The sequence below is a fragment of the Acaryochloris sp. IP29b_bin.148 genome, from assembly GCF_028285565.1.
Taxonomy (GTDB): domain Bacteria; phylum Cyanobacteriota; class Cyanobacteriia; order Thermosynechococcales; family Thermosynechococcaceae; genus Acaryochloris.
Map to the genome: position 1 here is coordinate 33,773 of NZ_JANQOY010000157.1, position 16,224 is coordinate 49,996.

2 protein-coding genes are annotated in these 16,224 nt (G+C 53.0%); both read right to left on the minus strand.

The window, feature by feature from the left end:
- Nucleotides 1–139: 139 nt before the first annotated feature.
- Nucleotides 140–9,103: a non-ribosomal peptide synthetase gene (locus Q0986_RS14965; RefSeq protein WP_299411712.1), complete on the minus strand. Its 8,964-nt coding sequence runs from the start codon at nt 9,101–9,103 to the stop codon at nt 140–142.
- Nucleotides 9,100–16,218, minus strand: coding sequence for a non-ribosomal peptide synthetase (locus tag Q0986_RS14970; protein ID WP_299411716.1), 7,119 nt, complete (start codon nt 16,216–16,218; stop codon nt 9,100–9,102). The genes Q0986_RS14965 and Q0986_RS14970 overlap by 4 nt, the downstream gene beginning before the upstream one ends.
- Nucleotides 16,219–16,224: the final 6 nt, after the last annotated feature.

Here is a 16,224-nt window from a genome sequence, read left to right on the forward strand (position 1 = left end):
AGTCCCTCACGGGTGGGGGATTTAGGGGGCGGGTGCAAGGATAAAAATCGTAGACATAATTGCCTGATGTATCTGGCCGTAAATTTTGCCAATGGGACCCACACCGGGCAAAGGGTTGGTGGTAAAGGCTGTAAGAGTGTTAGGTACATTTGTCTATATCCTCCGCGACTCTCCCACCAGCGTTGGGAGGGCCAATGCAGGACTGTTCAAGTTGGTCCTGGCGCATCATTTCCCCTAATGCCACCACAATCTTGCGTGGCCCTTGAAAGGCTCGACGACCGTGAGCCATCAGCATATTGTCCAGCATCAATAAATCTCCCTGTTGCCAGGTAAACTGCTGGGCACAGGCATCATAGGCTGCGTTAATTTCTGCTAGTACTTCAGGTTCTATCTCGGAGCCATCCCCGTAATACACCTGCCGCGGCAAGCAGTTATCCCCTAGTAGTGACCGAATTGAAGCTTGGGTATCGGCATCAATATAAGAAAAGTGATGAAGCTGTAGCTGATTGAAGAACACCCATTCTTGGGTATGGGGATGTCGTGCGATCGCATCTCTGACTTGCCGAGTTCGAAGTCCATCATTCTCTAACCAAGTCCATTCCACCCCGTTGGCTTGGCATCGCTGTTCAATGGCAGTCGGATCCTCTGTCTGGAAGAAATCACGCCAGTCCACATCGAGTCCGGGGACAAAATGACGCTCGTACATCAGTCGCTTTTGAAAGATGCGATCGCGCACCTCAGCACTTAACCGTTGATAGACCTGCCGACAATCCACAATCGGCGTTTCTCCTCCAGCCTGAGCAGGCTGAACACAGAAAAACCAAATCTTCATCGGCCACTGTTCCAGATGAGAGCTTTCGTTATGGAATAGAATCGCTCGATCTTCGGGATAAGGAGTGGAACCATAGACCTTGCCACTCACCCCCGTGCGCGGTAAATCGCCATATTCTCCGAACAATTCGGGACAGATCGCACCCGCCACTTGCTCAAAGGCATGAGCATCAGGCAGATCAAAACCGCGAAATAGCAAGGCCCCCTTTTGTTCTAGCTGCTGGTTAAGCTGCTGACGATGGGCACTAGCCCAGACCGCTAGATTCACAGATAAAACTTGGGGTTGATAAACACCCATCTGGTTAGCAAGGGTGCTAAAGGTCACCACTTCTGTGGGGGCGACGGCTTGAGTCTTAACCCGCTGAAATCGTTTGCGCTTGGGCGTTGACGGCTGGGTCATGGTTTCAATGGCAGTTTCGGGGGCCGTCACCACTTGCTGGAGCAAGTCAACATATTGCTGGGCGAGCCGTTCAATCGTGGAAGTCTGGAAGACATCGGTGCTGTAATTCCAGTGAAGGATCAGAGACTCAGGAGTTTCTTGTACAAACAGAGCCAGGTCAAACTTTGCTGTCTGCGTATCCAGTGGGATAGGGGTGAGGGTTAGATCCGGTAGTTCAATGGCAGGCATGGGTGCATTCTGGAGAACGAATAGCACCTGAAATAAGGGCATGACCCCCGTCTGACGTTGGGGCTGGAGAACATCGACTAACTTGGCAAAGGGAATATCTTGATGGTTGTAGGCGGCCAAGGCCACGGTTTTGATTCGCTGTAGCAGCGTCTTAAAACTGGGATTACCTGATAGATCGGTTCTAAGGACCAGCAAATTCACAAAGAAGCCAATGAGTCCTTCAACCTCACTGTGATTGCGATTGGCCACATCGGTGCCCACCACTATGTCTCGCTGTTGGGTGTGGCAACTGAGCAGAAGCTTGAATCCTGCCAGCAACGTCATAAACAGAGTTGTAGATTCTTGTTGACTGAGCTGCTGTAGGGCATCGGATAATTGAGGTGATAGGGGAAAAGAGAAGAGGGCTCCCTGTTGCGATGGCCTCTGGCCCACCTTCGGTGATCGCACCTCGGGTCGGGGAGCATCCAGCGGTAATTGCAGCGTGGGCAAATCCCCGCCGAGCTGGCGTCTCCAATAATGGAGCTGCGGCTCAAAGTCTTGTTGTCGTTGCCATTGCGCAAAGTCCGCATACTGAATGGGCAGCGGTGGCAATGACGGTGGCTGATGGGTGATCACGGCCCGATAACAGTGAGATAGCTCTTGAATCAGAACACCATTGGACCAGCCATCAGTAATGATGTGGTGCATTGTCAGCAGCAGCATGTACTGTTTGGGTTCTAATTGCAGGAGGGTTGCGTGCAGTAAAGGGCCAGTAGAGAGATCAAAAGAATGCTGAGCATGTGCGATTGCAGCCTGCTCCCATTCCTGTTTTTGCTGCCTTGAGGGTAGCCCTTGCAGATCAACGATGGGAATGGAAAGAGTCAGATCAGAAGCGATCTCTTGTACGGGTTGGTTCTGTTTCACCGGAAATGTAGTCCGCAGACTTTCATGCCGTTCGATCACGGCATTAAGGGCGGCTTCCAAAGCAGCATGATCTAAGCGGCCGTCTAGTCTAACCGTCGCCGACATGTTGTAAGCGCTCTGTTCTGATGACATTTGATCCACCAACCACAGCCGCTCCTGAGCAAAGGAAAGCGGGAACTGTTGCTGACGATCTGTGGCGGCGGGAATCGTTGGGGGTTGAGATGTGCCAGTTTGGTGGAGTTGGACCACAAGCTCAGCAATTGTGGGGGTGTGGAATATCGATGGCAAAGAGAGTTCTACCTTGAACTGGCGTCGAATTCGTGACACCAACTGGGTTGCTAGCAGTGAGTGCCCGCCTAGCTCAAAGAAGTTATCCTGGATGCCGATGGGAGTGATGCCCAGAAGCTCGGACCAAATTTGAGCCAGTTGGATCTCGGTGGGCGTTCGAGGTTCAACATATTCCAGTGTTGGCGTTGCAGGCGATACCTCTCGCGAACGGAGGTCCGCACGATCGACTTTCCCATTCGAGGTCAGCGGCAACTGTGCCAAGGCAATCAACCGATGGGGGAGCATATAGTCCGGGAGTCGCTCCCTTAACCAAGCTCGCATCTCGGCAGTGGTGAGGGGGGAGGCGGCAGCCGGGACCCCATACGCAATTAGCTGTTGCAGGCCAGAGGGGGTAGCCTGGTCAACGATTGCTACCGATTGGAGCTGAGGATGTTGACTTAGAATGGCTTCAATTTCTCCAGGTTCAATCCTGAAACCGCGAATTTTGATTTGATCATCTGCCCGACCGATAAATTCAAGGGTGCCATCGGGACAGTAACGTGCTAAATCTCCTGTCCGATATAGCCGTGTTCCAGCCACGGTTGAAAAGGGGTTGGGTATAAATCGATCTGCCGTTAGAGCGGGTTGGTGAAGATATCCCCGAGCCACACCTGCGCCACCAATGTATAGCTCTCCGATCACACCGATCGGCATCAGGGCCAGCTCAGGATTTAACACGTACATTTGCATGTTGTGAATGGGCTGTCCGATGGAGATATCGCCAATATGCGGGGTTGTGGATACAACGTCATAGTTACCACAGCCCACGACGGTCTCAGTGGGTCCATATTCATTAATTAAGCGGGTTTCAGGGGCATGGGTTCGCCACCACTCCACCTGATCACTCCGAAGCGCTTCTCCCCCGATGATCAGGGCCTTCGGTAAATAGAGTGCAGGCGTTTGGGCCAGTTGGTTATTGAGGAGGTCCAGATGGGCAGGGGTAATCTTGAGGAGACCAAAGGCATACCCCTGCTGCATGGCTGTGCCCAGAGCTTCAATATCATCGCCATCGGGGAAGAGCGTAATGGTATGGCCCGCCCATAACGGTGCCCACAAACTAGTAATGGTGGCATCAAAACTGAGAGAAGACTGAACCGGAATACTCCCCCCTTGCATGATGGGATATTGGTGTTCACACCATTGCAGGTAATGGCTGAGGGCTCGATGGTGAACTTGCACCCCCTTTGGGTGTCCTGTCGACCCAGAGGTATAAATCACGTAAGCCAAACTGTCCAGCCTAGGAGAAGGGGGTGTGGGTAACGAGAGAGTCTGAGGATCTCCAAGATCGCCCTCCCATACAGTCTCTAAATTGATGACGTGGGTTTGGGGATTGGCTGGGATCAGGTCGATACTGGGATGAGTCAGTAGGACAGAAACCTGAGCGTTTTGAAGCAGGTAATGGATGCGATCGCAAGGATAGGTTGGATCAATCGGTAAATAAGCCCCACCTGCCTTCAGAACAGCCAGAAGCCCCACAAGGGTTGCAGGAGAACGAGGTGCGCACAGACCCACAATTACTTCAGGTCCCACCCCGAGAGACTGCAAGTGTGCCGCTAGATCATCGGCTCGTTGGTTTAGCTCCTGGTAAGTCAACGATGCAGGGTTTGTTGCAGGGGGATAACAAGTGACTGCAATTGCATCAGGAATGGCTTGGGCATGCGCTGCAATTCGCTGGTGCAGCAAGAGCGGCTGAGTCTCTACCGTAGACACAGGTATCGGGTCATCCAGCATTGGATCACCTAAGGGCTGGAGCGCGGACTTGTGTTGACACCAAGACAGAATCTGGTTTTGTTCTGCGGATGTGAGCAGCGGCAGGCGCTGGATGGGTTGATCGGGGTTATCAATAATGCCCTGTAAAAGAACCTGAAAATGACCGATCCACCGCTCCATTGTTGTGGGGGTGAAGAGGTCCGTATTGTAGGCCCAGACCCCTGCCAGACCATCATCTGTTTCTGTGATCGTCAGGGTTAAATCAAACTTAGCGGTTTCAGTGGCCAAAGCGACTGGCGTAATCGACAGGTCCGGCAAATTCAAGGCGGGGGGAGCCGTCTGGTGAGCAAACATCACTTGGAATAAGGGAGAGTGGCTCAGATCCCGTGGTAACCGCAGTTCTTCCACCAGCTGATCAAAGGGCAAATCCTGGTGAGCATAGGCAGCTATCGCCATTTTCTGAACTCGTTGCAGCAGTACCCGAAAGCTGGGAGCACCAGCCAGATCGGTACGTAACACTAAGGTATTGGTAAATAAACCAATCAATCCCTCTAGATCACGATGATTGCGATAAACCATGGGCGACCCCACCGCTAAATCCGTTTGTCCAGAGTAGCGATAGAGCAAGACCTTAAAAGCTGCTAGCAGCACCATAAACAGGGTCGTGTCTGTAGAGTGTGCAAGCTGGCGTAGGGAGTGGGTCAGCGACGAGGGCAACGTGAACTGTTGAGAGGCTCCAGCATAGGTCTGAGCGGCGGGGCGAGGGAAATCGCACGGCAATTCCAGCACTGGAGGCAGTGGCGTCAACTGCTGTCGCCAATAGTCTAGTTGAGGTTGTAAGACAGAATCCTGGAGGAGTTGGCGTTGCCAGTGGGCATAGTCCACGTACTGTATTGGCAAAGTCGGTAGCTGGGGAACTTGTCCCGCAACAAAAGCCTGATACAGAACGATTAACTCCTGGAGAAAGATCTGTGCCGATTGGCCATCGGCAATAATGTGGTGAAGGGTGACGAGGAGGATAGCTTCGTCGACCTCTAAGTGCACAAGCTTGATTCTGAGCAGCGGTCCCTGAGCCAGATCAAAGGGGGCTTGCGCGGTGTGCTGAATCAGCGAATCTAAGCTTGCTGCTTGCACTTCGGGTGAACACTGTTGTAAATCAGTTACCCCCCAATCCAGCGGTTGAGGGGGATCGATCTCGGCCCTGGGTTGCCCCTCATCGGCCACAAATCGAGTCCGCAGGATGTCGTGCCGGGCCACGATCTGCTCGAAACTGTGCTGGAGTGCAGGGAGATTAAGTGTTCCTTGCAAATGGAGTTGAGTGGCAACGTGATAGGCCGCTCCAGTGGCCTCTAGCTGTGCTAAAAACCATAAGCGTTGCTGAGCAAAGGAAAGGGGAAAGGATCGGGTGCGATCGCGTTCCTCTGAGCGGAGGGTATCGTATCGAGGAATCGTTCCCGCTGCAGCGGCATTAGACTGTGACTGCAAATAGGTCGCTAACCCAGCAATGGTTGGCGTTTCGAAGATTTGTCTTAGGGGGAGTAAGACGCCTAATTCTGCTTGCACCTGCGTCATTAGCTGAGTTGCTAATAGGGAATGCCCCCCTCGCTCGAAGAAATGATCCTCAATACTGATATCTTCCTGTTGCAGAACCTGCTGCCAAATTTTTACTAAGGAGGATTCCAGGGCATTCCGAGGGGCCACCCATTGGCGTTCCCTGAGTTGTGGATCAGGCGCAGGAAGAGCCTGGCGATTCACCTTACCGTTAGGCAACAGGGGCATTGAGTCTAAAAAGACAAATTGACCTGGAACCATATAGGTGAGTAGCGTTTGTTCCAGGAACTGCCGTAGTTCAGACACGGTAACCCGTGTTTCTAAAGGCATGATACAGTAGGCGACTAGCTGAGGATTAGGCTGTAAGCCATCGGTCACTAGCGCTTGAGAAATGGCAGGGTGTTGACGTAATTGAGCTTCGATTTCACCTAATTCGATCCGGAGACCGCGCAGCTTGACCTGATGATCCAGACGCCCCAAGAATTCGATGGTACCGTCAGCCCGATAACAGGCTAAATCCCCCGTTCGATAGAGTCGTGTTCCAGGGACCTTGCTGAAGGGGTTTGGGATAAATCGAGCTGCGGTCTGTCCAGGGCGATTCAGGTAGCCCTGAGTTAAGCCTACGCCACTCACACAGAGTTCTCCTGGCATACCGATGGGTAAGGGTTGAAGTTGGGTATCTAAGATATAGGCAGTGACGTTGGCAAGGGGAGTGCCAATAGGGGGCTGGGTATCTTCCTGGATCGGATGGACGGTGGCAACGATGGTGATTTCCGTGGGGCCATAGGCATTGAATAATTGTCGCCCCGGACGCCAAGCCCGCACTAGATCCGCAGGGCAGGCTTCACCCGCCGTAATGACCGTGTGCAGGCAAGGTAGCGCCTGTGGATCTAGCCGCATAAGGGCAGTTGGCGGCAAAATGGCATGGGTAATCTGCCGCTGTTGGAGGAATGTCTGTAACGGTGGCCCTGGGAGCAGCTGATCGCTTGTGCCTAAATGGAGGGTTGCTCCCACTCCCCAGGCGACAATCATTTCCCAGACTGAGGCATCAAAGTTGACAGAGGCAAACTGCAGGATCTGACTGTCTGCATCGACGGGGAATAGATCGGGTTGTGCCTCGCAGAGGCTGACCAAACCGTGATGAGCGAGGGGCACTCCTTTAGGGCGTCCTGTAGAACCAGAGGTAAAAATGACGTAAGCCAACTGTTCAGGTGAGATCTGACTAGGTGGTGTCTCTGGCTGCGGGTCCCACTCAACGGCTTCAAGATCGATGATGGGCTGATGGGGAAATAGCGGCTGATTAGTTTGCTGCGTGAGAATAAGCTGGGGCTGGGTATCAGCCACCATCATTTGCAGTCGCTGTGGCGGGTAGGTTGGGTCAAGGGGAATATAAGCACCCCCTGCTTTCCAAATCGCAAGGATCGCTAATATCAGGGTGGGAGAGCGATCGAGACAAACCCCAACCGTTTGCCCTGGGCCAATACCGTAGGTTTGCAATTGGTGAGCTAATCCATTGGCCTGCTGATTGAGGGTTTGATAGGTTAATTGCTGGTTTTGGAATGCGATGGCCGTTGCTTGCTGTCCATAGGACATAGGCCGATCGGAGACCATCGCAACCGCGTTGGGCCTCACCTGTACCTGCCGTTCAAACACCTGATGGATACATAATCGCGGATAGTCCAGATCCGTTTGATTCCATTGCTGTATTTGCTGCTGCTCCTGTGGGGTGAGCAGCTGTAATTGGCCAATGGGAGTATCGGGTTGGTCGACAATGTCCGTCAAAATCGCTTGCAAATGTCCGACCCAGCGCTGGACCGTTGTCGGCTCAAACAAATCGCAGTTATAGACAAAAGCGCCGTGCAATCCTTGAGCGTTGACGACCAAATCTAAAACAAGATCAAATGGGGTTGTGGGATGAGCAACTGGCAGAGGCACAACCGTCAGATCCCCACTGGTAAAGGGTTGATTCGGATCTGCTTGCAGGCTAAACATGACTTGTATTAGCGGTGCATGGCTAAGGGTACGTTCAGAGACCAGGGTTTCAACCAGTTTCTCGAAGGGATAATCCTGATGATCATGGGCCGCAGTCACCACAGCTTGCACTTGGTCTAAAAGATGCCGAAAGGTCCACTGGGGGTTAAGGGGAACGCGTAGGGCCAGGGTGTTGATCAAAGCCCCAATGAGCCCCTCTGTTTGCACACGATTGCGATTGGCAACGGGGGTGCCCACTAATAAATCGGTGCGGCCAGTGTAGCGATAGAGCAGGATCAAATAGGCTGCTAAAACCGTCATAAATAACGTGGCATTGGCCTGCTGGCCGAGCGCCTGCAAGCGTTGGGTGAGTTCAGTAGAGAGAGCAATGGCCTCCCGTGCTCCCCAACCACTCGGTTTGGATGGACGCAAATGGTCCGCTGGTAGTTCTAGTGACTGGGAGACGCCTTGGAGTTGCCGTTGCCAATACGCTTGCAGCTTAGATAAGGTGGAGCCCTGTAACCATTGACGTTGCCAAATCCCATAGTCTGCATATTGAACAGCTAGTGAGGGTAAGGTCTGACGACGTGATTGTGGTGGGGCCGCATAGAGTCGTGCAAACTCGCGGCTCAAGATCCCCAAGGACCAGCCATCGGCAATGATGTGGTGGATATTCAGCAGCAACAGGTGGGACCGTGGCCCCAGTTTGAGGAGCGTGGTCCGCATCAATGGCCCTTGGCTGAGGTCAAAGGGCTGACAAACCATGGCTTGGGTCAATCGGTCGACCTCAGCCTGTTGGGTAGTGTGACTTAAGTCTTGGAGGTCCCTGAGCGGCATCGGCAGATCTACCGTTGCCAGAATGATTTGCTGGGGTTCACCCATTGCATTGCACGTAAAGACGGTCCGCAAGGGTTCATGCCGATCGCACAGAATCCGAAAACTATCTTGCAAATCTGACCTGCACAAGGGACCTGTCAGACGAATGGCCGCAGCCACATTTAAGAGTGGACTGTCGGGCTGCATTTGATGGATGAGCCATAGCCGCTGTTGAGCCAGGGAAACGGGTAGCTGTTCCCCTCGCGGCTGGACAGGGATTGACAGAGACTTCTGCTCTACCCGTTGGGTGAGAAATGCTAACTGCTCCGCGGAGAGTTGGGTAATCCGATTGGTAAGATTACTCATCTTTCTGTTCCCTCTGTGATTATGGGGTCAGACTCAATTGCTGCCAGGAGGTCACTGTCTACCTGGGCTGCCAGCGCCTGGGCCACTTCCTGGGCTAGGGCTGCGACTGTGGGCTCTTGAAAAAGGGCTCGCAAAGAGATGTCCACACCAAAGGTCTCCCGCACACGGGCTATCACCTGCGTCGCTAACAAAGAGTCACCACCCTGCTCAAAGAAACTATTCTCTACGCCCAAATGGGGAGTATCTAGCACCTGAGCCCAGATTTGGACAATGGCCTCTTCCAAGGCATTGCGAGGCGCAATCATTTGTCCTGCAGGTCGTGCAGCTTGGGGCCACAACGACTCGACTGCGCGGCGATTGATCTTGCCGTTCGCCGTTAATGGCAGTGTTTCTAGTGTCTTCAGGCTAGAGGGCACCATATAATCGGGCAGTTTCTGAGCCAAAAATGCTTGGAGAACTTGCGGCTGGAACGTCCGAACGCTTAAGGGACCTTGAGCCACAAAAACTTCAAAGCCAAGCCAGTCCGCTAGCGTGTTGGGTTGAGACAAAATTTGAGAGTGGAGGAAATCGTTGGCTTGCAGACACTGCTGCCACTGTTGTGGGGATAACAAGGGATGGCTAGGACGCAGATCCAGATCTTGCCGACGATCAAACCCCTGCTGCAGTCCCATAGTTAAATCAAAAGCGGGATGGAACTGAGTTTCCTCTAAAAAGAGTAAAACGCCACCCGGACTCAGCATTTGGCGCAGGTGAGTTAAGGTTTCATTGACATTACGGGTTGCGTGGAGCACGCTGGAGGCAATAATCACATCAAAGGAATGGCGCTCGTAGCCCTGCGCTTCAGGGGATTGTTCTAGATCGAGTAATCCAGTTGTTAAAAACGGATAAGCACTAAACTGCTGCTTTGCCCGCTGCAAGAAATACGTCGAGATATCGGTAAAGTGATAGGAAATATGGGATGTTGCAGATAAAAGGGGCAAAATATGCTGAGTGGTCGAGCCCAACCCTGCCCCGACTTCCAGCATCCGCAGTTGCTTTGAGGGCTGCAAGTGGGCAAGATGGGCAACCACCTTGGCCATCAGGGTATTGCAGCTATCGAATTGTGTTTGGTAAACCTCAGGAATATCTTGTCCCACATAGATTTCTGCTGAATGCTGTTGCTCTGTTAACAAGTCCGGCAGATTCTCCACGATTTGCAACAGGAGTGTGATCATGGCTGGGGTAAGGGCCATAGCAACGGGAGCCTGTTCACGCACTTGGCTGATGAGCTGAGCATCTAAAGTGGTGGGTAGCGGTCGCAAAAGCGTAAAGGATTGCCCTTGCTGCTGGCACCAGCCCTGACTCACCAGCTGATCACAAGCCCGTTGCAGCCATGATTGATAGCGGGGATGAATGCTACCCCGTTCCAGCAGTTCCACCACTGTTAGACCTAGACCTGTTGAGGGGAATACCTCCAAACGATGAAGTGCTACGCTCATTCCCTGGGTGTACAGCTGGTGGAGATGATGTGAAAACGATTTAAAACACTGTAAGTCCGAGGAATCAACGCTCGCTTGAGCACACACTCTACTGGCTTCTACTAAATCATTCCAGGCATCATCTTCTGTGGACAAAGACGAAGCAGGCATGACCTTTGCTGTATCAGGTGCGATGAAGGAGGGGACGACCAGAGCACCCAGTTGCTGATTGTGCCCCGTTGCCCCCATCACTGTGACGACTGCTTGTTGCACCTCAGGATGTTCTTCCAGAACCGTCTCAATTTCTCCTAGTTCAATTCGGTAGCCTCGCAGTTGGATCTGCTGATCGTTCCGACCTAAAAATTCGATGTAGCCTTCAGGCTGGTAACACCCCAGGTCGCCCGTGCGATATAGTCGCTCACCCGATACCGGATGGGTCAGAAAGCTAGCATCAGTTTTTTCAGGATCTTGCCAATAGCCCTGAGCCAAACCCACACCGCCAATATAAAGCTGTCCGGGCACCCCAACAGGACAAGGATTAAGTTGCTCATTCAGCACATAGAAGCGCTGATTGGTCATTGGATAGCCATAGGGAATACTGCGCCAGCTCGGATCAACGGCGTCAACGGGATACAAAATGGACCAGATGGAGGCTTCCGTGGCCCCGCCCAGACTCATCAGTTGAGCTTGAGGACAGGTATTCCAAATCTGATGGGGCAGCCCTAAAGGAATCCAGTCACCACTGAGCAAAATCAATCGCAAGGATTCGGCTGGGGCACCATGATTGATCAGCATCTGCATCAAAGCAGGAACGCTATTCCAAATCGTGATCTGGTGATCATCAATCAACTGGACCCAAGCGGCTGGCTCCTTGCGGTCCCGATCTGCCGGAATCACTAAGGTGCCCCCCGCCGAGAGGGTGCCAAAGATGTCATAAACCGAGAGGTCAAAACTTAGAGAAGATAGGGCCAAGACCCGATCCTGGGGCTGCACCTGAAACCGTTGATTGATATCGGCAATCGTGTTCATGGCTCCCTGGTGGTCAATCATCACCCCTTTGGGGATTCCAGTAGAACCAGAGGTGTAAATCACATAGGCCAAATCCGTAGGCTGCTGTTGCGATGGCAGAGGCGCATCATATTCTTGCAGCAGGTCCGGGGCATCGACAGGAATCATCTGAACTTGCACAGGCCAGGCAATGGCATCCACCAGTCGGCGTTGATTGAGGACCCAATGAATATTCCCTGCTTCGACCAAGTGGTAGCGCCGCTCCAAAGGCAAAGTCGGATCGATAGGAACATAGGCAGCTCCCGCCATCAACACACCGTAAACGGCTACGACCTGCTCCCAGCCCTTTTCCATGGAAATGGCGACGAGTTCTTGGGGCTTGACGCCTAACCGCCGCAATCGCTGCCCCACCTGCTGGGCTCGTTGACAGAGTTCTCCGTAGGTCAAGGTCAGCTCTGGGGTAATCACCGCCAGATGTTGGGGTTGGCGTTGGGCCTGGGAGGTTAAACCATCTTGTAGTAGGTCAGTCGGTAAGGACGCTTCCGTAAAGGGGACTGAGGGCTCAGCCAGGGGGAGGGGATGATGATTTTGCCATTGCTGTGGATGAGTCGCTAACGTTACCAAAAGCTGATGGTAAGCCGAAAACATGGCCTCAATCATGCCTGGGGGAAATAGACCTTCTACCACATCCCAGTTGTAAACCAGCTCCCCGGCTTCTTCGTAGACTTGATGATCTAGCCAGACCTGAGGGGTTTGGGCAATGCTATGGACTAGATCCCCGAGCCAATCCGTATTAAAAGTGGAGCGTTCTTGTAGTTGGGGGTTGGCCAGCAGACTGGTAAACACCACAGGCATGGAGACTTGCTCTTGCCGCTGGGCCATCATCTCCCGCAGGACGCTAACGCCACTAACCAAACTATGCTCTAGATCTTGCCAGAGCTGCTGTTGAAGCTGGCGGGCGCGATCGGCAAAGGGGGCAGATTGACGATAATCCACCGCGAGTAGCGTTAAGGCGGTAAAGTCGCCTACCAAATCCTGAACTTGAGGGTGGAGGGGAAGCCGATTAAAGGTGGTGAGGTTGACGCAAAACTGACGGGATTGACTCCAGGTAGCTAGCACTTCCGTATAGGCAGCAAGTAAAAGACCCGAGGGGGTGAGCCCTAGCCCAGAAGCTTGATCTTTCAGGGCTTGCCACTGCTGAGCTGCCAACCGTTGAGTATGGCGAACAAAGCGGGGCCGAGTAATGTGGCTGGGCGTCGCCGGTAGAGCAGGGCCAGGGGGCAGATGATCCAGGCGATCTTGCCAGTAAGCGCGGGACTGCTGGTAACGTTCGGACGCCTCGAAAAATTGGAGGGTAAGGACATAATCCCTAAAGGTTAGATCCAGAGAGGGAAGAGCGGTCTCTAAATCCGTGTAAAACTGTCCCCATTCTCGACAAATAATCCCCAGGCTGGCTCCATCCACTAGCAAATTATCAATGCTAAGAAAGATACGAACGCTCTGCTGATCAACCCGGGCAACACACACTTCAAAGAGGGGCCAGCAATGGGGATCGAGCATCTGATGCGACATGCGATCGCGCAACTGCTGCACTTCCACTTCTGGATTAAGACCTCGCCAGTCTAGACAGGACATCTCGTAGGGCGGCAGGTCGGCTAAAACCTGCTGTTTGCCATCAGGTAAAACCACCGTTCTTAAAACCGGATGGCGATCAATGACTTTTTGGAAGGCCTGCTGAAGGCGATGGCAATCCAAATCCTGTCCTGCAAACTCAGCATAAACATGGGCCGCCACATTGCCCATTTCAAAAGCACCACTGCGACCAATCCAGTAGGCCGTTTGAATCTCATTGAGGGGAAAGGGCTGGTGGCGATCGCTAGGGGCTAACGTCAACTCTGGCAACACCGCTATGGGCTGATCCAGGTTGACTAAAATTTGAGTCGCTAAGACAGCAATAGTAGGACTATTTAGAAACTCAATTAAAGGAACGGAGTACCCCAATTGCTTCTCTAGATCAAACTTGATCTCCGTCGCCATCATCGAATCCAGAGCCAGGTCCTGGAGGGGCGTGGTGGCTGTCAGTTGATTGAGTCGAATGCCAAGGGCATGGGCAAAGCGAGCGCGTAAATCTTCCACTAATACGGTGTGGCGCTGCTCTGGTTCAAGGGGTCTTAGGTCCTGGAGCGATTGCCCCGTTTCTGAGGCGTTTCGGCTTGAGGGCTGAAGCTGCACTGATGCCCAATCGCTCCAATACCTCTGCCTCTGAAAAGGGTATGTAGGGAGGGCAATCCGCTGTAGTTGACAACCGTGATAGACGCCTTGCCAATCAATCCCATACCCTCGCTGATAGAGCTGGGCCAAGCTCTGCACTATCGCATCTGGCCGAGCGGCTGCGGTCCAGTAATGGCTGGTTCCCCATCCGGGTTCGCCCAGGATCAAATACTGTTCTGGCCCTTGGAGAGGCTTAAGGGCTGGCTCTTCTGGTGTTTTTATCCAGCTAGATACCGTTGCAGCATCAACCAGTTGTTGGGGGGTATCCCCGTATAGAAGGGTGGTCGGTGGCTGTAGCTGAATGGGGGTTCCGTTGACCAACCACTGGAGTGCACTTTCCAGGGTGAAATATCCGGCGTAACAGGCTGCGATCGCACGACATCCCATCACCCCAGTCGGTTGAATCCCCCAGGACTGCCATAGCTGAGCTAAGGCATAGCGCCACACAAAATGATCAACGTTTGGATCTGGGCTTGCAGCCGCTTCCACACCCAGCACAGATAGAATTTTTTTGGCTTCGTCAACTGTTGCTCGGAACACTGAGTAGGTCTGATACAGCGTTGGTCCCCAGTCCAAGGTTTGTCTCTGCTCTGAAGGGAAAAAGAAAATTAGCTCCAGTGCTCCTTGAGCTGATGTGGTAAAACTCTCAGTTTCAGGACACTCTCCTCCCAGGATTGGGGGGCAATGCAGCAAGTCACTATCCGTCTCAAGTGAAGAGGTATCACGACCAGCAACCGGAGAGACCGATTGGGGCTGGCGATCGGATTCTAAATAGCGTGCCAATGCTTTCTGCAGTTCTGAAACTGAATCAGCCACAAAGGCATAGCGGTATTGAAAATGCGATCGCCCCACTCCTGCTGTAAAACAGAGATTGGCAAGCTCGACTTGAGGATACACCTGCAAAAACTTGAGATATCTCTGAACTAATTCCTTTAGTGCGGCTGGCGTTTTGGCGGAGAGGGGCAGCAGGGCCAAAGTTGATGTGATTTGGCTGGTAGTCTGACTGACGGATGGCGCGGCCTCTAACACCGCATGGGCATTGGTGCCACTCATACCAAAGGAATTAATGCCCGCTAGTTGAGGTCCCGCAGGCCAAGGCGTCAACTGAGTGGGAATTCGAGCGGGAATTTGATCGAGATTAATCTCAGGATTCAGGGACTTGAGATGTAAATGAGGGGGCAGTTGCTGATGCTGCAGGCAGAGAACGACCTTCAGTAAGCTCGCCATTCCCGAGGCGGTTTCCGTATGGCCGATATTAGTTTTGACGGAAGCAAGATACAGGGGCGACTGGGGCGATCGCCCTTCTTTAAACACCTGAGTGAGCGCCCGCACCTCGATGGTGTCTCCAAGGGGGGTACCGGTTCCTTGGGCTTCCACATACTGCACCGCACTGGCAGAGACATTGGCCTGAGCTAAGGCAGCCCGGACAACCGTCTGCTGGGCTGCGCCATTGGGAATGGTGAGTCCGCCACTCGCGCCACCATGGTTACAGGCGCTGCCTTTAATCACAGCCAAGACGTTGTCATTGTTGACCAAAGCATCTTTAAGTCGTTTCAGTACGACCACCGCACAGCCTTCCGACCGTACATAACCATCGGCTGATGCATCAAAGGTTTTGCAGTGACCGTCCACCGCCATCATCCGCGTGGCTGCATAGGCAATATTAGACTCGGGGGACAAAATCAAGTTGACACCACCCGCCAAGACCTGATCACACTCTCGATTTCTGAGGCTTTGACATCCCAAGTGAACTGCCATCAGGGAGGAAGAGCAGGCGGCATCTAGAGCCATATTGGGTCCCTGTAGTCCCAAGACATAGGACAATCGACCAGCAGCAAAACAAAAACCACTACCGGTTCCGGTATAGGCATCGATCCCAGTGGGGCTGCCCGCCTGAAGATTGGCATAGTCAGCCGTGCCAATGGCAACAAACACACCGGTCTGATTGTTCTGCTGGGGAACATGTCCGGCTCTCTCCAGGGCTTCCCAACTCACCTCTAAAAGCAAACGCTGCTGAGGATCCATGGCCGTGGCTTCTCGGGGACTAATGCCAAAAAAGCTGGGGTCAAACTGGTCCACATTGTCGATAAACCCTCCGTAGCGGGTGTAGGTTTTACCCGACACACTGGGGTCCGAGTTGAAATAGTCCTCCACATCCCAGCGTTCCGGTGGAACTTCCGTAATCGGGTCTTGCCCTGACTGGAGGAGTTGCCAATAGGCATCTGGATCATTCACCCCACCGGGGAACCGACACCCCATACCGATAATGGCAATCGGTTCGGACTGCTTGAGTGCTTCTAGTTCTTCATGCAGCTCATAGGCCAGCAACGCCAGCCGTTTGGGCGATAAGGTTTTGATATGGTCGAGAAAATCGCTCACTGTGGG